The sequence below is a fragment of the Bacillus sp. OV166 genome (assembly GCF_900177675.1).
Lineage (GTDB): Bacteria > Bacillota > Bacilli > Bacillales > Cytobacillaceae > Neobacillus.
In genome coordinates this window covers 6,296,744-6,321,441 of the sequence record NZ_FXWM01000001.1, presented here as the reverse complement: position 1 = coordinate 6,321,441, position 24,698 = coordinate 6,296,744, and the positions used below count along the sequence as shown (strand labels likewise).

The following is a 24,698-nucleotide window of genomic DNA, read 5'->3' as shown; positions in this document are numbered from 1 at the left end:
ATTATTTAAAAAGATAAGTAGAGTAGATTAGTCTATATAATGAAGGAAGGCGATCCTATGTTTAAGATAGCAGTTGCAGGAACTGGATATGTCGGCTTAGTTGCAGGTGTATGCTTTGCAGAAGTTGGGCATCAAGTGACCTGTGTTGATATTGATGAAAATAAAGTAACCATAATGAAATCCGGGGTTTCTCCAATCTATGAAGCAGGTTTAGAAGAGTTAATGCAGAAGAATTATGAAGCAGGGAAGATAAAGTATACTACTGATTATAAATCAGCCTACAGGGATGCAGATGCAATTTTTATCGGTGTTGGTACACCAGAACAGCCAGATGGTTCTGCAAATCTTTCCTATATTGCAACTGTTGCAAGGCAAATTGCAGAATCTGTAGAAAAGGACTGCTTAGTTGTAGTAAAATCAACAGTTCCGGTTGGCACCAATGATAAAGTTGAACAATTTATTCAGGATTTTTTAGTCAATGATGTTAATGTGGAAGTAGCATCGAATCCAGAATTCTTAGCACAAGGTTCTGCTGTACATGATACATTACATGCAGAAAGAATTATTATAGGGACAGAAAGTAAATGGGCTGAAAAGATGCTTATGAAGATTTATGAGCCGTTTCATTTGCCTATTGTATCAGTAAATAGAAGATCAGCAGAAATGATAAAGTATGCATCTAATGATTTCCTTGCTCTTAAGATATCATATATGAATGATATTGCAAATCTTTGTGAATTGGTGGGTGCGGACATCCAGGATGTTGCAAGAGGAATGAGTTTTGATGAGCGGATCGGGAGTAAGTTTTTAAATGCTGGTATTGGTTACGGTGGTTCATGCTTTCCTAAGGATACAAAAGCTTTAGAGTATATTGCTAGACAGCAAGGATATGAGCTAAAAACAGTTAAGGCCGCTATTGATGTGAACAAAGAACAAAAGACGAAGTTATATAAAAAAGCTAGTAAAAGACTCATTACCTTTAGTGGTCTAAAGGTAGCAGTTCTAGGTTTGACATTTAAGCCTGGAACAGATGATTTAAGGGAAGCGGCATCTCTTGAGAATGTACCATTATTATTGGAGCAAGGTGCAGATATTTATGCATATGATCCTGTAGGAGCAGAGAACTTTGCTAAGGTCCACCCTGAAGGTAAGAATGGAAAAGGTAGTATAACCTATGTTGGAAATATAGAACATGCATTAGATGGAGCAAATGTCTGCTTTATTTTTACTGAATGGGGAGAGGTAAAAGCAGTATCTCCAGAAATATATAAGAATTTAATGAGAACTCCTTTAGTTTATGATGGAAGGAATATTTATAGTGTTGAACAGATGCAAGGAGCAGGAGTAGAATACCATTCTATAGGTAGAAAACCTGCAAGTAGAGAAGGATTAAAGGAGTCGAAGAACTTTGAATTACAAAACTCTTGAAAATAGTAAAACATACCTTATCACCGGAGCAGCAGGTTTCATCGGCTATTATTTATCTAGGAAACTTTTAGAAAATGGTTTTCGAGTAATTGGTATTGATAATATCAATGATTACTATGATGTAAACCTTAAATATACTCGTTTAGAGCTACTAAATTCCTATGAGCACTTTACCTTTATTAAAGGTGATATTTCAGATAAGGTTATGATAACTAATACGTTTGAAGAATATAAGCCGAATGTTGTTGTAAATCTAGCTGCTCAAGCCGGTGTAAGGTATTCAATAGAGAATCCAGATGTTTATATTCAAAGCAATATTATCGGCTTTTACAACATCCTTGAGGCATGTAGACACAATCCTGTGGATCATCTCCTATATGCATCTTCTAGTTCTGTCTATGGTGCTAACAAAAAGGTACCATTCGAGGAAACTGATATGGTAGACAATCCTGTTTCACTCTATGCTGCCACAAAAAAATCAAATGAATTAATGGCTCACACTTATAGCCATCTATATAAGATTCCTGCAACTGGGCTTCGTTTCTTCACTGTGTATGGTCCAATGGGACGTCCAGATATGGCCTATTTTGGATTCACCCAGAAATATTTTTCAGGTGAGCCAATCAAGATTTTCAATAATGGTGATTTTGATAATGACCTATACCGTGATTTTACTTATATTGATGATATTGTGGAGGGGATTGAGCGTCTGCTTAGTAATCCTCCAGTGGGGGAGGAGAATGTTCCACATAAGGTTTTTAACATTGGAAATAATAGCCCGGAGAAATTGATGACTTTTATTGAAACTTTAGAGAAATGCCTAAGCATTACATTAGACAGAGAAGTTTTATTTGAAAAATCATTTGAACCAATTAAACCGGGTGACGTACCTGCAACGTATGCTTCAACAGAATTGTTAGAAAAGGCCGTTGGGTTTAAACCTAAGACTTCAATAGTAGAGGGTCTACAAAGGTTTACGGATTGGTATTGTGAGTATTATAAGATGAAATAGTCCTTAGAATGGGAGTAGTTATAGGCTACTCCCAATTTACTTTTTATTGCAAAGTCAGGTCCGCAAAAACCTTATTTTTGGAGGCGATACTATGAAACTTGTATTACTTTCCGGTGGATCCGGTAAGCGTCTATGGCCATTATCAAATGATACAAGATCAAAACAATTTTTAAAAGTATTAGAGAGTAATAATGAAGAAAAGCAATCAATGGTTCAGCGTGTGTGGGGTCAACTTGAAACAGTTGGCCTAGCAGATTTATCTGTCATTGCAACTTCTAAAATGCAAAGGGATATGATTCATAGCCAGATAGGAATGGATGTACCACTTATTATTGAGCCTGAACGTCGTGATACATTCCCAGCAATTGCTTTAGCTGCTTCCTACCTATTTTCTATCCAAAATGTCTCTGAAGACGAAGTGGTTGTTGTACTGCCAGTTGATCCATACGTGGATGAAAGCTTTTTTGAGAAGGTAAAAGAATTAGAGAATGTCTTATTAGATTCAAATGCTGATTTGGCTTTAGTTGGCGTTAGACCTACTTATCCTTCATCCAAATACGGCTATATAGTACCAAAAGAAGCTGTAGATGGAGACAGCTATTTTACTGTAAATCATTTTACAGAAAAGCCAAGTGAAGAAAAGGCTCAGACACTTATAGATATGAATGCGCTATGGAACTGTGGAGTATTTGCTTTTAAACTAAAATATATCATTGATATATTAGTAGAAAAGGGTGTACCGCTTCATTATGATAAACTATCACTTCAGTATAAGGATCTCCCTAAGATTAGTTTTGATTATGAAGTAGTTGAACAGGCAAATCATATTGTGGCCCTCCCTTATGATGGTTATTGGAAGGATCTTGGGACATGGAATACCTTAACGGAAGAAATGGCTACATCTCAAATTGGTAAGGGTGTATTAAGTGATGATTCGGTAAATACACATTTAATCAATGAACTGGATATTCCCGTTACTATTATTGGTGTGAAAGATATTGTGGTTGCTGCTAGTCCTGATGGAATTTTAGTCTCAGACAAAGCATTGAGTCCGAAAATAAAGGAACTTATTAGTGGATTTGAACAGCCACCAATGTATGAAGAGCGCATTTGGGGTTGGTCTCGTGTCCTTGATTATGCTAAGTATGATGATGGGAACGAAATGGTCACCAAACGAATTTGTATCCACGCAGAAAAAAATTCAAGCTATCATTACCATAACCTACGTGATGAAGTTTGGACTATTGTTCGTGGTGAAGGTGAATTAGCGTTGGATGATTATATTACTCGTGTTAAAGCAGGGGATATCATCCATCTTCCAGCAGGCAAGAAGCATGGAATTAAAGCACTTACTGAACTAGAATTTGTTGAAGTCCAAACTGGTATCGGTATAAGTGATGAGGACTTTACTCGTTTATTTTTTAAATGGGATGATGTCATTAACCATTTTCAAAAATCGAAGGCAAAAGTTATTTTATAACATTTAGGGAGAGGGCCTTGGTCCTTTCCCTGTTTTTTTATTTTCGAGGTGAATTAAATTGAAAACCATTGCTTACTACATATCTGATTATGGATATGGTCATGCTTCAAGAAGTATTGCGGTGATACGAAAACTTCTAAAAGATCCAAACGTGAAAATTATTGTCTGCCATTCCTTTGCTCTATCTTTTATTAAGGAGTCCCTTCATTCAAATCATCTAAGTTATAGAACCATAAAGACAGATGTGGGCTACTTTTTGGAAAAGGATTCAATTCTCCCCGATAAAGGGAGATTATTTGAGGAATATAAAAACTTCGTTGCTGATTGGGATTTCAAGGTTGAGCAGGAGCGAGAGTTTCTAAAGTTAAATCATATTGACTTAGTTGTTTCAGATATATCTCCTCTCCCATTTGAAGCGGCTCAAAGATTGGGCATTCCGTCTATTGGTGTTTCTAACTTTACTTGGTATACCGCCTACCATGATTTAATTGATGACAGTGAATTAAAACCATATAAAGTTGCCTATCAAAAAATGACTCGTTTCTATTCATTGGCAGGAAGCAATGAAAATTGGAATGTCCCAACAAATCATTATGGATTTTTTTCTAGAGAAGTAGATTTACAAGAGGTTCAAAGAATTAGAAATTTAATTAATCCAAATGCTCATCAGCATGTTATTTTTTTAGGACTTGGAATGAAAATTGACGTTGGTATACTTGAGCAGCTTCCGATTTGGGAAAGCCCTGACTGTTTATTTTTGGTATCCTCAAATGTTAAAGTCAACCGTTCTAATGTCTTTCAAATACCAACTGATTATTTGGAGTCTCAAAATTATATTGCTGCATCAGACCTAGTGATTTCCAAAGCAGGATGGGGAATGATTGGTGAGGCAATGAATGCTATTGTACCTCTATTAATTCTGAATCGAGCATCCATGAAAGAGGATCAGAATACCATCAACTATCTAAATAAATATCATCTTTGCAATACAATGGAATGGGACGAGTTTAAAACTTATCAAGTGGACCCGTCAACCATTAAGGGTGTTAATAAAGAATTGAGAGACAATAGCTCTTCCAACTTTAATGAAGCAGATAGAATTGCAGCAGATATATTGAGAATGATTCAATGATCATAGTCTAACATCCTTGTAGTGAATGATAAAGATACTAAGTAAATGATGGATTCCCCCATGACTTCTAATATTAGGCATGGGGGGGTGTAATTGCTAGACTAAAGTGAACAGTTTACGACGAATAATTTTGAACACTTATTTACTAATATTGTTCCCCACTATATGATAGATTTTTATACTTCTATGATTAGGCGGAGGAGTTGAAAAGGTGGATAAGTTTGAAATATATGTTGAAATTAGAGGAATGCTCAATCAGAAATATAGTATTTCTACTATCGCTAGGAAACTAAATATATCAAGAAATACGGTTTATAAGTATATTCGTAAATCACCAGAGGAAATGGCAGAGTGGACGGCATCAACAATGATTAGAAGTAAGAAGTTAGACATTTATATGGAATTGATCCTTCATTGGTTAAGAGAATTTCCAGATTTAACTGCAGCTCAAGTGCAAGACTGGCTTAAAGAGAAATATCCTGAATTCAAAGTTGGGGAAAGCACAGTAAGAAGCTATGTAAGGTGTCTTCGAGAGGACTATCAAATCCCGAAAGAATCAAGCACTAGGGATTATCAAGCAGTTGTATTTGTCAATATTAATTTGAGCCAGAGTGATCACTTCAAAAATGAGCCACTTCATTCTGAGTTATTTCCATATTTGGAGGGGGATTGGGAGTTTAGGGTATCTTGCCCCTCGGGGCAAGATACCCTAAACTCATCGTGCGCCCAGACTACTGGTCGCTCTCATCCCTTTGTTTCATACTTTGTCTAAATCGATACGATTCTCCATTTAGGAGGAGGATAGGGGCCCTATGGGTTAGTCGGTCTAGTAGGGCTGCGGTCATTTTTTCATCTCCAAATATAGAGGTCCATTCCGTAAATTCTAAATTCGTAGTTATCATGACGCTAGCTCGTTCGTAGCGGCCGGCAAAGAATTGGAACAAGAGCTCAGAACCAATTTTCGTGAATGGCACGTAGCCGAGTTCGTCTATGATGATCAGATCAAATTTGAGCCATCTCTTCTCCAATGCACCTAGCTTGTGTTCTTCATTTGCCAAAAGTAATTCTTCTACTAATTCTGCAGCCGAGATAAACTTAACCTTATAGCCATTTTTAATCATTTCAAGGCCGAGCCCCATTGCCAGATGCGATTTTCCCGTCCCACTGTTTCTTAAAAATATTATGTTCTCCTTCTTCTCGACAAAATCTCCCTTTGATAGAGTCAGAAATCGATTTCGGTTCAGACTTGGCATCAAACTAAAATCATAGCTATCTAGTGTTTTCTGGACTGGAAAAGCAGCTTGTTTAAGCCTTCTTTGTCTTTGGTTTTCTTCTCTAGCCTCTGATTCTGCTTCTAATAAAGCCATTAGAAATTCCTCATAACTCAAGTTACGATCCTCAGCCTCTCTTGCGAGAGAACGGTATTGTGCAGCGATAGTCGGAATCCGTAGTTGTTTAGTAAGGTGGTCTAAAAGTAATTCAGTTGTCATTTCCTAGTGCCTCCTGTTAATTGACCGTACTGTTCTATATTGGATTTATTCACTTTGTAATCTAGAAGATTGACTGGTGTTTTATCCGTAGGAAGAGTACTGATGGGTATGTGCTGGTTTGTAAGCCTTTGTATGATTTCATGGACTTTCTCATATCGGAAAACTTGCGTTGTCTCTGCTTCCAATAAGGCTTTCGTTAAATTATCCATACCAATATTACGATGGAGGAGGAGAAGTCGAATGAACTTCCTATCACCTACAGATCCTTCCTGCTCGCGCATTTTCAAATGGAATCTCTTGAATACATCAGGGATTTCAGTGGATTGGAATGCATGAGCATCCCGGATTGCCCGAGGTTTTTTTAGTAATACTTCCAGGTAATGATCAAGAACTGTAATCATCTGATTACGTTCATAAGAACGAATATGTTCTGCGATCACATGGTTTTGAGCCACAACGATTACACGATCGACAAAAATTTTTGCCCATACAGCTTGACCAGCATAGCTGCAGGGTACAGAATAACGATTTTGTTTCCACTGTAATAAGGGAAGTTTTATTAACTTTGCACGATAGAAGCTTACAAGCTTCAAACCTGATTGTAGGAAGAGGATGAAGATACTCTTTTTCTTTCTCCCACATTTCAAGGACAGTCTCTGATTTATTAGGGACGTGAGTCCTTCCAGCTTCCTTTAAACACCACTCTTGGAGATACTCGTTTAGTTCATTCATAGATTGAACCTCAGGGCGAGGTACCAAAGCATTCCGTCTTACATATCCAACTGTGCCTTCGACACGACCTTTTTCGTTGCCACTTGCTGGATTACAAAATTCAGCTTTAAACACATAATGAGCCTGGAGTCCAATAAAGGCCTCTTGTTCTAGACGATCTCTGCCTTGTAGGATTTTTAGTACCGCAGTTTTTAGATTATCAAGTAGACCTTCTGTTGGAACTCCTCCTAAGAACTCAAACGCATGAACGAAGCCATCCAGGAATGCTTCTTTTTTTGCATGAAGATATGCTCGCACAAACCGCATACGACTTGCGGAAAGTTGAACGCAGAAGAGGTTAATGCGTTGTGTTCGACCCTGTAGAATGATATCCGCCTCTCCCCAGTCGAATTGGAATTGGTGGCCGAGTTGAAAATCAAGTGGTATATACACTTCCTGAATTTGATGCCTGCGTTTGGCTACGATTTTACGAATGTTGGAGGCAGAGCCTTTAAAATCATATTCATCTTGTAACCTATTAAAAATTTTGATAGCTGTGTGCTTTTGTTTTTTCCAGCTTTTCATGTCATCTTCTAGCCATTGATCAATAATGGGAATAACTCGTTTCGTCTCTGGTGAATACTCTTTAGTCCCATATACTTTTTTTCGATGGACTGTTGTTGGAGCTGTATCTTCTTTAAGATATTTACTTACAGTGTTTCTTGAAATCCCAAGGTTTGTCGCAATTTGCCTTTGCGATAAACCTTCAATCTCTTTTAAAAATTTGATATTATGAAATTGAGCCATTTCGATCATCCTTTTCGTCCTCTCATATGAAGTTAGTTTGGTCACTTCCTATCATAAGAGAGGTTAATAGAATTGGAAATCATGTGGCTCATTTTTAATGTGATCAAAATATATAAAAGTGGCTCAAATTTAAATTATCAAAAACAGCAGTCCCAGACCCTCCAATGGGAGAACAAATCCAAGCAGACTTTGGATTTAAAACGGTAAAGAACCAATTTGGTAAACCAGTGAAGTTAGTTTTTATTGTATTTGTCTTAGCCCATTCCAGATACAAATACGTGGAATATCAAAATCGCCCTTTCACGACAAAGGATGTAATTTCAGCTCATAGGAATGCATTTAAGGAATTGGGAGGTGTTTCAAAAGAGATCTTGTATGACCAGGATCGACTAATTGTTGTATCTGAGAACGAGGTGGATATTTTACTGACCGAAGAGTTTCAACAATTTGTAAATGAAATTAAATTTGAAGTTAAACTCTGTAAAAAAGCTGATCCGGAAAGTAAAGGGAAAGTAGAAAATGCGGTTAAGTTTATCAAGAATAACTTCATTAATAATAGAGTCTTTCATAACATTGATTCTTGGAACGAGCAGTCTCAGAAGTGGTTGAAAAGAACAGGCAATGGCAAAATCCATAATGGTACAAAAAGAAGACCCGCCGATGTGTTTCTCCTCGAAAAGCAACACATGAGACAGGTCAACTCTCTAAATCATATTCACAAAACTAGTATAACAAGAAGTGTCCGGAAGGACAATACAATCATGTATCTATCGAACAGATACTCTGTTCCGTTAGGAACATTTCAAAAGTATCCAGAAGTTCTATATTATGTTCCAAAATATGCATTCTAGTTTTCATTTAACCTAAACTACTTCACTTCAATATAGTTTGGACTTTGCGACATTTTTAAACTTATATAATCTTCGTCCCATTTTATATTTTGTTTATTTCCTAATAAAGATACCAATACTCCTTCACCTGGTGAAAGTTTGAAAGGAAAATAATGCTCTTGATCTCTGGTCCAAAAAACCAAAACAATATCGCCCTTATTATTTTTAAATTTCAAGATATAATCATCTGGTTGCCCAATATTGATTCTTTCTTTTAAATGATAACCGTTTAAAACATCGGCGAAGGTTTTAAGGGCATAATAGCTTATTTTGGGTTTATTTTCACTCCACATTATCCCGTAATTATCATGTATATTATTTGGATCATTTCCGCTATTTTTCCATTCATACAAAATACTTATGGGAATATTTTTCCAAGAATTTACTAACAACATTCTTGTCAAGTATTGTGCCTGAACTAACTCTTCTTGATTAATGTTTGATGTATTCTTTAGAGAATATCCCCATTCACCAGATAGTATTGGTATACTTTTTTTAGTATACTTGGATACAAGTGCATTGATAACATCATAATCTTGTGCTACCGTTTCTGGATTTGTCGATCTATAAGGGTGAACAGATATTGCATCAATATAATTTAATATTCCTAATTTAAAGGTGTCCTCCAACCATAATAAAGAACTCCCGGTTACTCCGGAAAGCGCAGGAGCAACTACTTTTCCTGAAGGGTCATACTCTTTAATACCATGAGCCACATGCCGGACCAATAATGTATAATCCTTATAACTTGGTTGTGTTTTCCAATAAGTGGGTAGGTTAGGTTCGTTCCATATCTCCCATATTGCACCTTTATTTTTATACCTTTGTGCAGCAATCCGAACAAATTCAGCAAATGCATGCCTTCCTTCATTGGTTGTAATTGACATATTCTTTTCGTATAAATTATTTGAGTAATCAAGAATAAAATAAGGTCTTATACCGTACTTCGTTAACAAATTTACAAACTGATCATATCCAGAGTCTCCAAAATTATAATAGCCTTTTTCTTTTTCTATATTTGACCAAACTAAATCTATACGAACCCATTTTATTCCCGCTTCTTTCATTAACATCACTTCATATTCTGTTGGTTTTCCAAATACATTAACACCTATTCCGTTCGATATAATTCCTTTTTCATTAAGAGCAGGTGGAAACTCACTAATTTGATTATTGCTAGATTTCCCTTTTTGATTTTGAGAATTTATATGATTAAAGACAGCAACGAGTATTATTATTAAACTAATTAACAAAAGAATAGTATATTTGGTTCTTTTGAATTTCATAACGTGTAATCTTCTCCCACTTTTTGTATTTATATGACATTATAATACACGTCATGTAAAAATTAAATAAAATAGAAACAAACTTTTGCAAAACCACAATCTTTGTGTCGATATTGCGGACCATGGGGACGGTCCCGGCATTGGGTACCAAGAAATCAGGTAGTTCGTGATGAACTCTTCCACAATCATCACATTCTAAACGTCGAATATTATAAACTTTTGATTCCCCAGATCTCTCCCGGGATTTTCTATTTCTAGTTCCAATAACGCTCATGCTTTTACCACAACAAGGAGAAGGGATCCTCCCCGCACCTCTAACCAAAAACGCCCATTTGGTCTGGTAAGACTTATTGGCCGAATAAACGACCTGAGTTAATCCAAGTTATTCCTGTAGAAAAAAGGGAAAGAGAACTTACGATTGCAGCTTCAAGTTTAAGTAGTAGATTGCTATGGGATATGTTTCTGTTCGGGTACGATCCTAAATTTGTGAGCATTGCAGCAACTAGTGATAATTCCTTCTTTAAAAGCATCTGTACAACAGCACATTATTATCTTCTGAACAAAATGCAAGAATGGGATCCAACCTTATTAGAAACAAAGGTCGAAGGGATTACGATGATAAGGGAGATATATGAACTTGGGAATATCGATCTGGCAGAGCATTTTCATCAAGTGTTTAATATCTACGACATCGGTCAAATCACCTACCAGGACGTAGAAAGAGCAGCAGTAGAGGAGCTAAACGAGAACCTATTAATCTTACTAAATCAAAATGTAAACGGCGTAGAACAAGCACTTAAAGAAATCCAAGAAAAAGCAAGGCAACACCAACAGTGGGTCGTGGTTGAATTGATTGATAAAGTATTATAGAAAGCTTTACTACTTCCTGTGAAGAAAGACCGGGTGTAAGGTGGGCCGGGACCATGGGGTCGATTCTTGTGATCGGCACCAAAATTAAAAAAAACCATGAGAACCATCCGAAACCACTGAAAAATGAATCCTAAAAACTGGAAAAAAGATTTAAGATATGCAAAAAAAAAAGAAAATCCCCCTAATTTGGTATAATGGAATTGACTAGAAACCAAACCAAATGGGGGATTTTCTCATGCTTAAAGACAAAGATATGCAATTAAGCATCTATTCATTATTATACGATAAGATTCCGGAAAAGCATACGCTTAAACTGCTTAGAGATAACGTTGAGTTTAGTTTTATTAATAAACTTCTCGAAAAGTCCTACTGCAAATATTATGGAAGACCCGCAAAAGAACCTGAGCTGATGGTAAAGATTTTAGTGCTGCAATACCTATATAATCTATCAGATGTACAGGTTATTGAAAATGCCTCCTTGCATCTTGCATACATGTATTTTCTTGACATCAATCCAGATGAAGGGCTTCCTGATCCTAGTCTATTAGCCAAATTTAGAGTACATAGATTACAAGGAATAACGTTAGATGAGATCATCAAAGAGATTGTAAAACAATGTGTGAATAAAGGAATCATCAAAGACACTGGAATAAGTATCGATACAACACATACTGAAGCCAACACTTTTAAAGCAACGCCTGAAAGAGTAATGAAGCGTTAGCTCAAAAAATTTTTAAGACGTTAAAAGAAGAAACAGGCGAAATGCCTGAATCTATTAACCAAGACATCCCTGAATATAAAGAAATAGAGGACCATAAAGAAGCAAAAGAGACCATGAAATCGTATCTAGAAGATACGATTTTCCAAGTAGAGCAACACGTAGAAATCGAAAGGACACCAAAAACCAAGAAAGTAGTAGAAAATGCTAAAGAAATCCTAAAGGATCCTAAATTTATGGAACAAAAAGGTGTCCGTTCAATTGTAGATCAAGAGGCCCGTGTGGGCCACAAAAGTAAAACACAGAAATTCTTCGGATATAAAATGGAATATGTCATCACGACAGAAGAGCGAATGATAACTGCTGTACGAGTCAATGATGGAGCCTATGTAGATGGAACGCAGTTTAATGAGTTAATTGCATTAACAAAGGAAAGCGGAGTAACCATAAATGAAGTATATGGTGATCGTGCTTACTTTAAAAAACCAATATTAGATAAAATAAAAGAGCTTAAAGCCAATGCGTATATACCTGTTAACCCTATGACTTATAAGATAAATGAGGATAGATTCAGTTACAACAAAGACTCCGACGAATGGTTTTGTGTGCAAGGAAATAAAACTGAAGAAAAAAAATATGCAAAGAAAAAAGACCGAAATGGTTCCTATAAATATTACTTTGAAAAGGAGAAATGTAGAAACTGCCCATTAAGGGAATGTTGTGTAAGTGGCACAGCAGTAAGAAAAATATTGGTGGTAGGTTTAAATACCCCAGAATTCTATGAATATAGCCAAAGTGAAAAGACAGATGAATTTAAAGAGAAATATAAGAAAAGGGCTTGCCAGGAATGGAAGAATGGGGAAATGAAAAACTTCCATGGGCTAGATCGTGCTAGGGGGTACGGTCTAAAAAGCATGGCCACGCAAACAAAATTAACTGCATTAGCGGTGAATCTTAAGAGGATAGCAAATAAGCTATCCTCTTAATTAACCCTTTTATTTCACTTATTTACCATATTATTGAAAAAAACAGCGGTTTTTTGGATAAATTGACTCAGTGGTGGGATAAAATGTCGTAAAAAAAAGTGACTTTTTCAGTGGCTTCGAACCATCCATGTGGATTTCATTTCCAATAATAGAAAAAGATAAAAAATACAGGTATTAGTTTATAATCCCGGAAGGGATTTTTTTTAGTTTATTCTACTTTTTCAAGCAGTACTACCAGTTAGTGAGGATTCTCATTACGACGCTTTTTCGGCCAAATGTGAATATATTAATAGTTAACTATTTTATTGATATTCTTCACCCATTTGCAAACTTCACTTATACTAACTGTATCATTGAACAGAGTAAACTTATCACTGTTGAATACTCTCCAATATTTCATATCGGAGTCATCACCATCGACTTTGATCACATCTGCCTTTGCACCAATAATTGTAATTGAAATATGCCTTTTTGATTTTGCAGACCATTCATCAAGTCTGTTTTCAAAATGCTCTAGAGAATTCCTTACAGCTTTTAAACCGTCAGGTTCATTTGGCAAGTTAATCCACTTTTTGTTGATTGCATCGATTCTTTCGTTTACAAAAGATTTGAGTTCTTTTGGTATTCTACCAGCTTTATCTTTAATTCTATATATAGCTGAGCTATGGCTTATAATTTCTAATACTTTCCTAAGTGGTTCTTGATTGTATGGATTATTTTTAAATTACTCATCTAATTCATTTTTCGCTTGCGCAACGAATCTACTTCGCATATTAATTTCAGATGCATACACTCCTAAAATAAAATCAAGTGTTTCTTCATCTTTCGGAAAAGATAATTTGTTTTCCAATTAAATTCCTCCTTAATTGTTCATAACAAATTATTTCTAAAAAGATTCCGTCTTTTCCTTCTTTTTAGCATGATTCTGAATCACTTAGTGAAAAAACTTTTATTTTTCAAAAATAAAAGTTCCTCCACCTATTTTTGATTCATATTTCGTGTTTTTTATATGCATTGTAGTTCCGGTATAAGCAGTGATTCCATATAAGCTACCATATGACACACAATTTTCTAACCACATTTCTGCATCCCTTTGTTGGGTACCAAAATTACTGTTTGTCATATCCTTAACAGTACTCCTAGAATGGTCTGCAATACACCCTAAACAAAGTGACTTTGTTCCCGGATGAACATCAGCAACATTTGCTCCCATATTATCATGATAGACACCATTTATTCGTATAATTTGTCCTCCGTCATGTATAGTTGATCCATTATTAACATTAATATTATCACGTAAAGAATTATCCCCATTATTATACCCTATAGAATTTACTTCAATGACATTTGGAGAGGTACCGTTTTGCCCGTGATAATTAAAACCGTCTTTAATGGAGTAACTTGCTTCACAGTTTTGAACATATACATTTTTAGCTCCGAGAACACTAAGTGCATTTGCATCTGCTGAGCCTCCATAGGCATATTTCAACACCATGTTTTTCATGTATAGATTAGGTTCTTTAAAACTTGAAGAGTTTGAAAAGTATACATTCCCAGTAGACGACCCATAGATATTAAACCCTTCTAGATATAAGTTAACGTTTTTTGTCTGACTAGTTACATAAATTGGACTCTTTCCCAATAATAAAATAGCAATTGACTTATTGTTAGGCATTGAATTATTCATAGTATGAACATAAACTGTAGACCCGTCGGTAAACCAACTGCCTGGAATAGTATTGCAATCCGCGAGATTATTAACCCGTTGTAATTCTTTAGTTTCATTATTTACATCAATATTTTGGATATCAATTACCTTTTTTACATTCGTTCTAGATGTTTGATAAATATTATTATAGCCAATAGTTTTAGTATAGATATGGTCGTCCCCATAAATAAAATGAACTTTACCAGGATGAACAGCTATAATATTTATACTTTTCTCAATGTTCCGATCCCCCATCATTGCAGACCGTTTGTAAATTCCATCTTTAAGCCATATTGTGTCTCCATCATTAGATAACAAATATGCTTTTAAAAGACTTTGGACTGGCTTACTTTCAGATAATCCATCATATTGGCTACTTCCATTAACAGGATCAACATAAATATTCTTACCTCCAGCATTTTTATACGTAGCAACATCGAAATTTGTTAAAAAACTTTTGCCGTCAGTATAAATATTTATAGGTGCATCTCTCCAAGTCCAAAATGATGGGAAATCCCATCTTGTAATCCCGCCTAATGTTTCTGCCGAAGTAGAAGTTAAGCCTATTGAGTTGTAAATCAAAAAACAAAAAAATAGTAAAATAGCAATTCTTTTCACCATAAATCCCCCTTCTATTTACCTACCAAATGTAACTTTAAGATAAAAGAGGGAAATATGTCAATTTAATTTAGTATAATTATCCTATTATTATAACTGATTAATAAGATCTAAAGTTCCTCCACCTTGCATAGTGTCAAACTCCGTATTGTAAACGTGCATTGTTGTTCCTGATGTGGGATAAATATTGTATCTACTGCCAAAAGATACACAACCATCTAACCACATTTCCGCACCTGATTGTTGTGTGCAAAAGTCAGTAGCAAAAGAACTATCCAAAGTACACGCACTATCAAAAGCCATGCATCCTAAATTTACACTTCGAGTCCCAACTTGAACATCACAAACATTACTTCCCATATTATTAAAATACTTTCCGTTAATTCTTATTCCTACAGCACCTTCATGTGCTGTCGAACCATTGTTTGTATTTTCTGATCCTGCAATCCGATTTAACAAACCGTTACTGAAACCTTGACAATTAACTTCAATGAATTTAGGTTTATCTTTTAAAACACCTGCGTCATTATAGGCAGTGTAGTTGAAACCGTCTTTATCTGAATAAGCTGCTATGCAGTCTTGAAAAAATGCATAGGTTGCACCGCTAATATTTACAGCATCTGCTTTCCCACTGTCTGCTGAGCCATAAAGAAAAATCATGGATTTCGCATAAACAGATATAGGATTATTGGTTTCATCAACAGTAAGGTTCCCTGTAAATCCTCCGTAGATGGTAAAACCCTCTAAATATAAAGAAACGGCTTGAGTATCACTATTTGCCCAAAAATGTTCACCTTTCAATAACGCAAATACCTTATTATTATCAGGCGAGCCGTGCCCGATAGCGTGGACGTAAAGGGTTGTTCCATCCGTATACCAACTCCCCTCTTTCGCATCACAATCAGCAATAGATGTAGCAACTAAATATTCAGTACCAATATCATCAAAACTTATGTCAACAACTTTCGAAACGCTAGACCTAGCAACTTGGTAAACATTTGTTGCACCTGCTGTTTTCGTATAGGTAAGAACATCTCCATAAATAACCTTTACCTTACCTTTGTTTTTCGCTTTAATATTCAAGTTTTTTTGAATGCGCTGATTTTGCCAACTTGCACCTCGATAATACAAACCATCTAACATAATAATGGTGTCATTGTTCGCAGCAATTTGGTACGCTTTTAATAAACTTTGACAAGGTGTAGACTCACTTAAACCATCGTTTGCACTAAGACCTGTAGGACTAACATAAACATTTTTCCCACCTGTGTTTTGAAATGTTGACAAATCAAAATTGGTAAAAAAGTTTAAACCATCTGTAAAAATGGAAATGGATGCAGTTTGCCATGTAAAACCTGATGGTAAGGAATACTTTTTTCTATTTTATGGTGAAACTCGCCTAACATCATTTCGTTTTCTATTCTTTGCTGTAGTTAGATTAGTGTTGGTTGTAGTCAGGTCTGTTTGCTTCGCTTTTTGTGCCAAATGTGTAACATACGACCTTTTTATGTGAGATATTATTATTTAAACAAATGCAAAAAGCCACCAATTATGGCAGCTTGATCTTAAAGGAAACCCTCCGTTAGTGAGATTACTTTTAGAATCTCTCACGGTTGTTTTGTATTACAACCTTACTCATTTCTTCCACCCAATTCACAACTTCTTGCAAATCAATACTGTTGTTCCAAAACATTAATTTTGTACCTTCAAGTTGACGAAAGGTGTCCTGGTTTTGAGTTTGTGGAAGACCATGGGGACGGTTCTCCTGGCTTTATCCTGATTTTTTAAGCAGGGTACAAGCAAAAATTGAATGAAGTATTTTGAAAATTAGTGTATGATAGGTTTGATAGAAATAGTTTACTCCTTTCCTTCCACTAAAGATCCCCTCGTGTGTTTATCCACCAATGGAAATCTATCATCTATCTGTTTCATCCCATTTCAACCTTACTACCCTATCCAATCCTTTATTCAAAGTTTTTCACCACTTGACCCCATGATACAACTACTCTTGAATACTTCACCTTTGTATCCTAGTAACTATTCATAATCTCCATTTTGAGAAATAGAAAATATCCACCAAATATTCGAGGAGGGACTTTAAACATGTCAGTAAAAGTTACAAGCATTGGACTAAAGGGCTTGGAGGGATATCGTGTCCAAGTGGAGGTTCAGGTGAAAGAGGGAATTGAATCCATTGTGATTGTCGGGCTCCCTGATGCGTCGGTAAAAGAATCAAAGGAACGGGTTGCAGCTGCCCTGCATAGTATGGGGAATTCTTTAGTAGATATGAAAGTAACCATTAATCTATCGCCTGCCGAACAAAAGAAAATGGTCCATTATTTGATCTAGCGATTGCTATTGGAGTATTAATAAGTGGGAAGTTTGTAGAGGAGAAAATTCCTAACGATACTGGTTTTATTGGAGCTATATCATTAGACGGAACAATACTTCCGGTGGAAGGAATGATTGCAGCTATCCTAGCAGCGAAAAAACTGAAGTTAAAAAAGCTTTTTCTCCCCTTTGACCCAACCATCCCTAAAATTGAATTGACTGATTTAGAGCTAGTTTACATAGAGACGCTTCAAGATGTCATGGACCATTTAGCGGGCAGGCCGATGCTTCCTCTTCTTCAACCAATTGAACTGCTGGAAGATCACATGGTGGTAGAAAGGGATTTTAACCAGATTATAGGCCATGAAATTGCAAAAAGAGCACTAGAAATTGCTGCAAGTGGTGAACACTATGTTTTGATGGACGGACCACCGGGATGCGGTAAGAGTTTACTAGCTGAAACCTTCCCCTCGATCCTCCTTTCCTTATCCAAAGAAGCTCAGTTGGAGAAAATAAGTCTCTACCAACTAGCTGGTGCTCCCTATCATTCACTGTCCTTACCTTCATATCGTCATCCACATCATTCTGCTTAATCTGTTTCGATTATCGGTGGTGGTACCAATCCGAAACCTGGTGAAGTGTCGTTAGCCCATCGCGGTGTTCTTTTTCTAGATGAATTAGGGGAATTTTCAAAGAAAACATTAGATATGCTTAGGCAGCCCTTAGAAAATGAGAAGGTAACGATCAGTCGTGTCCATTCTACAGTGACGTATCCAGCAAAGTTTATTTTTATCGCTGCCATGAACCCCTGTCCTTGCGGTTATTTTGGTTCCAGTCAGCAATATTGTACCTGTTCTGAAAATCAAATTAAATCGTATCAAAATCGCGTCTCAGGCCCTATCTTAGATAGAATAGATATTCTGCTATCTTTAAAGCCAGTTAATCTGAAGGATCACGATTTCAAAGGAATTGAATCATCAGGTGAAGTACAAAAGCGGGTTATCGCTGCTAGAGAAACACAATATAAACGGTACGGTAAAGAGATTTGTAATGGAAGTGTCCCATTTGAAAAGCTGATTGGTGAATCACCTTTAACAAGCAGACAGCAGCAATTACTACAAAGTATGTCAATCAAGCAAGGACTTAGTAACCGTGTGCAAATTAAGATTATCCGCATAGCAAGAACGATTGCTGACTTAAATGGAGAAAAATCAATATCGGATGAGGCTCTTAGGGAGGCTATACAATTAAGGAAAATAGATAAGCCAAAAGAAATGGCGCCTCGTGAAACAAAGGCAGGGGAGAAGAGTGAATGGAACTATCAGTGAGCAGAGTGTTTGCTTGCTCTTTTAGGGGAATAAAGCAAAAGAATAGGCCGATGCTTTCCTGTGGCGAGTAAGATGCCTCGAAGAGCCAGAGTGAAAAGCGGGAGCGGAATCTACCATATTATGCTAAGAGGTGCCAATAGACAAGAAATCTTCCACGATGATGCGGATTGCTTGAACTTTCTTGATTTATTACATAAATATAAGTTGAAAACTAAGGTGAAGATTTACGGTTGGTGTTTGATGAGTAATCATGTACACCTGCTATTAAGAGAGGGCAATGAAGATATATCGACTACAATGAAAAGAATAGGTGTTAGTTTTGTCATGTACTATAACTGGAAGTACGGAACATCAGGGCATCTTTTTCAGGATAGGTTTAAGAGTGAGAATGTAGAAAATGATCAGTACTTATTAACCCTGGTTAGATACATCCACCAAAATCCACTTAAAGCAAGAATCGTCAAACAGGTGGATGAGTGGAGATGGAGCAGCTGCCGGCAATATTACGGTACTCACGATGAGTTAAGGAAACTGCTGGACCCTGAATTCATTTTGGGAATGTTTTCGGAGGATAACATTCTAGCCAGAGAGAGATTTAAAGAATTTAATGAAAGGGTCAATCAGGACCAATGTCTAGATGACCTCATCAATGAAAGAAGATTAACAGATGAGGAAGCTAGGGTATTGATTAAAAAGCTGCTGAATGGAATTGAAATCGCCCAAGTTAAGAGTTTACCAAAACTAAAAAGAAGTGAAATTCTCAAAAAAACAAAAGGAATCCAAGGCCTGTCACAACGCCAAACAGCAAGAATCTTAGGCGTTTCACGAACCCTTATAACTAAAGCGTGACCAGTAGACAACTCTTGTAGTCAGTACTAACCCCATTAAAAACCATGAGAACCGTCCCTGTGGATACAGTGAACTTTTGAAAGGGAATTATATTCCCCTTTATAAAGTGTTTTTTATGATAAAATAACTTGGTAAATACATATCAATAAAGGGGGGGATTAAAGTGGGAAAGGGATTAGTCGTAGTAGGTGTGGTAGTTGCTGCTTCACTGATTGTTACGCCTATGAACAATCGAGCATTGGCTAAAAGCAATCAAAGTAATACTGGTAACCATTATGGATGGACTGAAGGTAATGGCAATCATTATGGATTAATAAAAAAGGGAAAAATTTCACAAGAGCCAGTAGAACAACCAGTTACATACACAGCGGAAGATATTATCACTAGCAAGAGAACTATTCAGGAAAACCAAACAGTTAATTTTGAAAACTACATAATTAAATTGAATGAAGACGGCTATTCTGTAACCAAAAATGGCTTGGATATTGCCAGTGGTTCAGCTTCAGATTCAACAGTTAAATTATGGTATGATCCGGCTGGAAATTATATTACCCTAAATATTATTAATAATACAGCTGAAAGTCTGACAAGTAGTATTCCACTAATATTAGCTATAACAGAAGATACTTTCACAAGTGGAACCGGTTTACTCTTAGGTGTAGCTGATAATTATTATGGAGATTTATGTTATTTTAAAGGAAACTATGTATATTGGGATAAATCTAAAAATACTGTGACCATAACAAAAGATGGAACTGTTATAGAAGAATATCAATATATATCTATAGAAAATGTAATGATATACAATAGCTGGGATACAGGCAAAATTGGTCTATATATCAATGATAACTTAGTGTATACTTTTTGATTCATATAAGGACGGACAGCAAAATATAGCTGTCTGATTTTGTTATATTGTCCTAGCTTTTCCACGGTAAATAATGAAAGGACAAGAGTAGAATTTAGGCAAACCATTGTTTTTGAAAAAGATATCTGGCAATATATGCTCGGAATTGATAAAAAGTGTCTAACAAGGTTAGCCCAGATGTATTAGTAGATATTGCTAACTCTATTGAATAACCAATACAAGTTAAGACCATGGGGTTCATAGTTAAACAATAAGAGAAGCCCATGGTGACGGTTCATGTGGTCGGAACTAACCTCATATGAACCGAGAACCGTCACTATGTAACACAGCCTGCAATGACCCAATGACCCTCTCCGTTTTGGAAGGTATTAGAATTCTCTGCTTCAGATTTTTATGACCTTTGCAAATTTATGATTACATTAACTTTACGATTTTTATTGTCTGCTACTCTACGGTACATTTGATAAATTACGTACATTTTTTCTGATATACATTCTTTCATATCCTAAATAACTAATTAATCATGATCATCATTGGTGCCTTTCTCCATATCCGCAAGTATCCCTTTTTCTTTAATTAATAGAAAAAGCTCAATAGGTGATATATCAAGCTTTTTAGCAATTCTTACAAATATTTCTACACCCGGATAATACACATCTCTTTCTATGTCACTTAAGGTTTTTGTATGTATGTTACTTCGATAGGCTAATTCCTCTTGACTAAGCTGTTTTGAACGCCTTAATCTGCCTATTAATTTTCCAAACGTCAATTTCTCATTATCTTTCAAGGAAATTTCTCCTTTTTACTACATTAGATAATGAGGAAATTGATTGAACCACGCAGTATACTATCTAAAAGTTGACTATGTGAAAAACTTTTGTTAATATCCAAAATCAAGATATCTGTTTAAGGTGCAGCTTGATCCTGAAAAGAGTGTTATAAAGGGATCGAATTAGGATAACTAGATACTCCTTTTTAACGGAATCCATATAATCTCGTTTTCTATAAATTTAGCAGAAAGTGGGTAGTCTCTACTAGGAAGTAATGATCGTCGAGAGTTTTGAAAATCAATCGATTTCGAGATTTTCTTCAATTTCTTTAATTAATTCATAAGCCTTCATATTAAGAGCATCGGCAATAGAGAAGATGGTGCCTAGACCTGGTTCTTGAATATCTCTTTCTAGGTTGCTCATAAAGGTTCGATCTATCGAGCTGAGGAAACCTAGTTCCTCTTGAGAAAGCTTCCTCGTCTTTCTCAATCTTTTTAGTACACTACCAACAGGAATCTTTTGATTTTTCAAAGAAATTCTCCTTTTTAATCTATTAAATAATGAGATATCCCTTTTTACCATGTATTACAATCTACTAAAGTTTCTTTGGATAAAAATTATTGTATAATAACAATAAACAAAAAATCCCGGTGCCTGTCACGCCTCGGGATTTGTCGAAGATTGATATGTTTATAGGTAGAAATAAAAAAGTAAAAGCACGAATGCTCTTACTTTTTTGCCTAACGAGATAAAGATGGTTGTGGGTTCATGAGCATCAGTATTTCTATGGCTGACATTTCAGGTAACCGATTCAAAAAGTCCTTTAGCTCTTTCTTTGAGTGAAACGTAAATGCCCCAATTTCATGTGTCGGATAGTATTGCTGATCATCTTCCCGTATCAACTGGTACAGTCTCAATAGGTGTTTGTTCTTCAAATTGCTAGATAACGCAGCAACGGCAATGCGGTTGTCGAGCGGGCTAACGATGAGATTTTCGATTTGCTTACCTTTTATTACTTCATTTGGAAAAACAATATTCTCAAAAATAGAAACCAATTAAATCCCACCTTACTCCTTTTAGGTTCATTGTATGCTTTCTTGTTTATCTTTCAATACCAAATCACAAATCGTACCTTTTTGGAAACATTCTAGGTGCAATGGTAGCTCGGACTATCATTTATAGCGATATTGTATGTAACCGTAAAATCCTCCTCAACTTCTATTGTTCACCTATTATTTATGGTCCTGATAAACCTGCCATTCTCAGGATGTTGTTCTATTTCCTTTAACATATCAGAAGCTCTCATATCCAATCCGTGAGCAAGAGCAACGATAGTATCTAGGCTAGGGTTTTTACAATTTCTTTCCAGTAAGCTGATATAGGACGTGTGCCGACTGCAGCGGTCTGCCAACGCTTCTTGGGAAAGCTGCTGCGCATTCCTTAATTTCCTTAATACAATTCCAAAGTGAGCATATGTATAAGTATCCAAAGAGTTACTCCCTTTTTATCAATCGATCGATCCGATTGACTCTTTTATTTTTTGACTATCTGCTAAGTTACTAAAATTGTATTTTCCTGTTTTCTCTTTGGTTATTTGATGTCTTTTTTTGGGTTCGAGGCAAAAAAGGATCGGACCTGGATGATTTCCTCTTTCCATAGATATCTGCATCAATTGATTGGCTTTGTGAATCCTATTGTTAAAGAAAGTTAATTTTGAGTCAACGATAATGGAAAGACCGTTACTTAATTCGACCTCAGTCTTATTTCTCAGGGCTTTTGTTCTCACAATATGTTCGGGATTAAACCAAATACAATCCGCATTATAAGGTGATTTGTTTGGAAACAGGCAAATACCAAGGTAAGGATTAACGATGATAGGACACCATGCCCGTTCGCCAAGAATCAGTTTGGCACTTGCCATTGCTCCCCTTAAATCAAATCCTATGTATGTTAAGGTGTCGTCTAAAAGTTGTAACGGTGTTCGATCGACTAGAAAAGATGATTTTCCTGCCATGACTCGTGCACACTGCTTGCCATAATGGTCATATTCTCCCATCATTAAGATCATTTTCTTTTCAACATAATAGTTTTTTTGCATAATAGTCTTCCTCCTCTTTAAATCCGATTGATTTGTGTAAAGGCTTACCTACTACTATAACTGTTATATACTGCCTGTTGGAAAGGAAGGGTGAGCCCATTATATGTATGGAAAGTCTCTAACTACTTTGGCAGCTTGCGGGTAGCTTTCTCACTTAGCAGGTAATATTGTTTAACTTATTTTCTTTTACGAGATTATTTTGAAAATATGTTAATCCTTGCCCCTCATCTTTATTAAATAGTAATCGGGACTTTATTACCACGGACTATAGTGCGTGGATTCGCCAAAATTCGCCTATTTTTGTGACAATCAGGTGACAGAATTAAAGTGCCTGTCGCGGTCAGGAATGTGACTAGTCCTTAGAGCTGTAAATATAATAGTGAAACCACACTACATTATATCTTCACCAAAACCGCAGAATTTGTTACTAAACTGTTAATGATTCAGATTCAAACCCAGACCAAACACAATTTCCTCATCATTAAAATCAAACTTCTCTTCGAGTGCTTCATGATAAAGTATTAAAAACTTATGATCTAAGATTCCATAAAAATAGCCGAATGGGTTCTTGATGTTGCTGTTGAACTTCAGCTTCCGGATGAGCTGCTTAAAGGATTGGATGGCCACATCTAGGATTAGTTCGGGATCATTTTCCCAATGGTGCTGATAGGCAGTGATTTCCACGATTTTCCAATACTCCTCGATGATCTTTGCTTCAGGAAAGAAGCATTTTACCAGCTGAACAAAAGGCTGTGGAACTCGGTCGCTTACATAGGTATGATCTAATTCGGACGGTTCTTCTTTACGTTCTTTTATCTTTTGATCTTTTTCAGTTTTTAAAAGATTATTAGTTTCTTTAGGGTGGTTCAAGATTTCCTCTTTAGGTAGTTCATTTGAAGGAAAGCGATTAAACGAATACAAGTTACTAGACTGCGAACCATTTTTTCTTTCTGTCTCATAAACCGTTAGAATTCCCAAGTCCTTTGCTTTTTGAATCATCCGTTTAAAGGTAGAGCGTGAGATTCCATGATCGCTGTATTCTTGATGAATCGCTTTTAAAATGGTCCCTATTTTCGCATTGCAAACGCCAGGTAATTTGGCAGAAAAACGAACCAGCCGCTTCAATCCAACTAGTGCTCCTTTTGAAAAATCATGCTTGTGTACCGCTAACCACATCTCGATATGGGTATTCAATTCCTGTAGCGAACTAAATTGTGAAAACTGCTCGAATCCTTCAATATTGCCAGATTTTAAACCAACCATTTCATACACCCTTCCACCGCATTTTAATGCTTTCAATCGCTCAAGTTAACGATTC

The 24,698-nt window shown here is 36.1% G+C and carries 23 protein-coding genes and 3 pseudogenes; 11 read left to right on the top strand and 15 right to left on the bottom strand.

The window, feature by feature from the left end; translation table 11 throughout:
- The first annotated feature begins 57 nt into the window (after positions 1-57).
- The 5 genes from CCK98_RS30855 to CCK98_RS30835 all read left to right on the top strand — a co-directional run bounded on the left by CCK98_RS30855 (position 58) and on the right by CCK98_RS30835 (position 5,824).
- Complete coding sequence (locus CCK98_RS30855) at positions 58-1,428, top strand: UDP-glucose/GDP-mannose dehydrogenase family protein (RefSeq protein WP_088090062.1); 1,371 nt, start codon at positions 58-60, stop codon at positions 1,426-1,428.
- The gene (locus CCK98_RS30850; RefSeq protein WP_088090061.1) at positions 1,409-2,440 is read left to right on the top strand and encodes a GDP-mannose 4,6-dehydratase; all 1,032 of its coding nucleotides are present in this window, start codon (positions 1,409-1,411) and stop codon (positions 2,438-2,440) included. The genes CCK98_RS30855 and CCK98_RS30850 overlap by 20 nt, the downstream gene beginning before the upstream one ends.
- Before the next feature lie 91 nt (positions 2,441-2,531).
- Positions 2,532-3,920 carry a sugar phosphate nucleotidyltransferase gene (locus tag CCK98_RS30845; RefSeq protein WP_088090060.1) on the top strand — a complete coding sequence of 463 codons (1,389 nt, stop codon included), beginning with the start codon at positions 2,532-2,534 and terminating at the stop codon, positions 3,918-3,920.
- A 58-nt stretch (positions 3,921-3,978) separates the two neighbouring features.
- Complete coding sequence (locus tag CCK98_RS30840; RefSeq protein WP_088090059.1) at positions 3,979-5,052, top strand: glycosyltransferase family protein; 1,074 nt, start codon at positions 3,979-3,981, stop codon at positions 5,050-5,052.
- A gap of 211 nt (positions 5,053-5,263) precedes the next feature.
- Positions 5,264-5,824, top strand: coding sequence for a helix-turn-helix domain-containing protein (locus tag CCK98_RS30835; RefSeq protein WP_088090058.1), 561 nt, complete (start codon positions 5,264-5,266; stop codon positions 5,822-5,824).
- On the opposite strand, the gene istB is transcribed toward CCK98_RS30835, so the two are convergent.
- From istB to istA, 3 genes and pseudogenes are all read right to left on the bottom strand, one after another.
- Positions 5,784-6,542, bottom strand: coding sequence for an IS21-like element helper ATPase IstB (gene istB, locus CCK98_RS30830; RefSeq protein WP_088090057.1), 759 nt, complete (start codon positions 6,540-6,542; stop codon positions 5,784-5,786). The two genes, CCK98_RS30835 and istB, sit on opposite strands and share 41 nt — an antisense overlap.
- Positions 6,539-7,135, bottom strand: coding sequence for a hypothetical protein (locus CCK98_RS36625; RefSeq protein WP_373408515.1), 597 nt, complete (start codon positions 7,133-7,135; stop codon positions 6,539-6,541). The genes istB and CCK98_RS36625 overlap by 4 nt, the downstream gene beginning before the upstream one ends.
- A gap of 67 nt (positions 7,136-7,202) precedes the next feature.
- Positions 7,203-8,060: pseudogene (gene istA, locus CCK98_RS30825) on the bottom strand (IS21 family transposase); the annotation flags it as partial.
- Positions 8,061-8,224: 164 nt separating this feature from the next.
- Between istA and CCK98_RS30820 the strand changes: the two are divergent.
- Positions 8,225-8,911, top strand: coding sequence for a DDE-type integrase/transposase/recombinase (locus tag CCK98_RS30820; RefSeq protein WP_088090056.1), 687 nt, complete (start codon positions 8,225-8,227; stop codon positions 8,909-8,911).
- A gap of 17 nt (positions 8,912-8,928) precedes the next feature.
- On the opposite strand, the gene CCK98_RS30815 is transcribed toward CCK98_RS30820, so the two are convergent.
- Together CCK98_RS30815 and CCK98_RS36620 are read right to left on the bottom strand one after the other, a co-directional pair.
- Positions 8,929-10,236 carry a cellulase family glycosylhydrolase gene (locus CCK98_RS30815; RefSeq protein ID WP_088090055.1) on the bottom strand — a complete coding sequence of 436 codons (1,308 nt, stop codon included), beginning with the start codon at positions 10,234-10,236 and terminating at the stop codon, positions 8,929-8,931.
- Positions 10,193-10,558 (bottom strand): DUF6431 domain-containing protein, encoded by a 366-nt coding sequence (locus CCK98_RS36620; protein WP_256942504.1) that lies wholly within the window; start codon positions 10,556-10,558, stop codon positions 10,193-10,195. The genes CCK98_RS30815 and CCK98_RS36620 overlap by 44 nt, the downstream gene beginning before the upstream one ends.
- Positions 10,559-10,692: 134 nt before the next feature.
- Between CCK98_RS36620 and CCK98_RS30805 the strand changes: the two genes are divergently transcribed.
- Positions 10,693-11,106: a hypothetical protein gene (locus CCK98_RS30805; RefSeq protein ID WP_088090053.1), complete on the top strand. Its 414-nt coding sequence runs from the start codon at positions 10,693-10,695 to the stop codon at positions 11,104-11,106.
- A gap of 235 nt (positions 11,107-11,341) precedes the next feature.
- A pseudogene (locus CCK98_RS30800) lies at positions 11,342-12,807 on the top strand (IS1182 family transposase); the annotation flags it as partial.
- Positions 12,808-13,096: 289 nt separating this feature from the next.
- On the opposite strand, the gene CCK98_RS30795 reads toward CCK98_RS30800, so the two are convergent.
- The 4 genes from CCK98_RS30795 to CCK98_RS30785 all read right to left on the bottom strand — a co-directional run bounded on the left by CCK98_RS30795 (position 13,097) and on the right by CCK98_RS30785 (position 16,423).
- Positions 13,097-13,369, bottom strand: coding sequence for a hypothetical protein (locus tag CCK98_RS30795; protein WP_088090052.1), 273 nt, complete (start codon positions 13,367-13,369; stop codon positions 13,097-13,099).
- Positions 13,370-13,534: 165 nt separating this feature from the next.
- A complete protein-coding gene (locus CCK98_RS36615; RefSeq protein ID WP_256942503.1) occupies positions 13,535-13,660 on the bottom strand; it encodes a hypothetical protein in 126 nt (41 codons plus the stop codon).
- 99 nt (positions 13,661-13,759) lie between these two features.
- A complete protein-coding gene (locus CCK98_RS30790; RefSeq protein WP_088090051.1) occupies positions 13,760-15,139 on the bottom strand; it encodes a hypothetical protein in 1,380 nt (459 codons plus the stop codon).
- 87 nt (positions 15,140-15,226) lie between these two features.
- Complete coding sequence (locus CCK98_RS30785) at positions 15,227-16,423, bottom strand: hypothetical protein (protein WP_088090050.1); 1,197 nt, start codon at positions 16,421-16,423, stop codon at positions 15,227-15,229.
- Between the two features lie 816 nt (positions 16,424-17,239).
- Between CCK98_RS30785 and CCK98_RS30780 the strand changes: the two are divergent.
- The 3 genes and pseudogenes from CCK98_RS30780 to CCK98_RS30770 all read left to right on the top strand — a co-directional run bounded on the left by CCK98_RS30780 (position 17,240) and on the right by CCK98_RS30770 (position 20,512).
- Positions 17,240-18,795 (top strand): annotated as a pseudogene (locus CCK98_RS30780) (YifB family Mg chelatase-like AAA ATPase).
- Positions 18,796-18,867: 72 nt separating this feature from the next.
- The gene (locus CCK98_RS30775; RefSeq protein ID WP_088090610.1) at positions 18,868-19,644 is read left to right on the top strand and encodes a transposase; all 777 of its coding nucleotides are present in this window, start codon (positions 18,868-18,870) and stop codon (positions 19,642-19,644) included.
- A 163-nt stretch (positions 19,645-19,807) separates the two neighbouring features.
- Positions 19,808-20,512, top strand: coding sequence for a hypothetical protein (locus CCK98_RS30770; protein WP_088090049.1), 705 nt, complete (start codon positions 19,808-19,810; stop codon positions 20,510-20,512).
- A gap of 517 nt (positions 20,513-21,029) precedes the next feature.
- On the opposite strand, the gene CCK98_RS30765 is transcribed toward CCK98_RS30770, so the two are convergent.
- From CCK98_RS30765 to CCK98_RS30740, 6 genes are all read right to left on the bottom strand, one after another.
- Positions 21,030-21,299 carry a helix-turn-helix domain-containing protein gene (locus CCK98_RS30765; RefSeq protein ID WP_218780173.1) on the bottom strand — a complete coding sequence of 90 codons (270 nt, stop codon included), beginning with the start codon at positions 21,297-21,299 and terminating at the stop codon, positions 21,030-21,032.
- Positions 21,300-21,579: 280 nt separating this feature from the next.
- The gene (locus tag CCK98_RS30760; protein ID WP_256942502.1) at positions 21,580-21,813 is read right to left on the bottom strand and encodes a helix-turn-helix domain-containing protein; all 234 of its coding nucleotides are present in this window, start codon (positions 21,811-21,813) and stop codon (positions 21,580-21,582) included.
- 209 nt (positions 21,814-22,022) lie between these two features.
- Positions 22,023-22,337, bottom strand: a complete 315-nt coding sequence (locus CCK98_RS30755) for a hypothetical protein (protein ID WP_088090046.1) — start codon at positions 22,335-22,337, stop codon at positions 22,023-22,025.
- A gap of 170 nt (positions 22,338-22,507) precedes the next feature.
- On the bottom strand, positions 22,508-22,771 hold the full coding sequence (locus tag CCK98_RS30750) for a helix-turn-helix domain-containing protein (RefSeq protein ID WP_088090045.1): 264 nt from the start codon (positions 22,769-22,771) through the stop codon (positions 22,508-22,510).
- An 18-nt stretch (positions 22,772-22,789) separates the two neighbouring features.
- Positions 22,790-23,380: a competence protein ComK gene (locus CCK98_RS30745; RefSeq protein ID WP_088090044.1), complete on the bottom strand. Its 591-nt coding sequence runs from the start codon at positions 23,378-23,380 to the stop codon at positions 22,790-22,792.
- A gap of 435 nt (positions 23,381-23,815) precedes the next feature.
- Positions 23,816-24,643 carry a hypothetical protein gene (locus CCK98_RS30740; protein ID WP_088090043.1) on the bottom strand — a complete coding sequence of 276 codons (828 nt, stop codon included), beginning with the start codon at positions 24,641-24,643 and terminating at the stop codon, positions 23,816-23,818.
- Between the last annotated feature and the right edge of the window lie 55 nt (positions 24,644-24,698).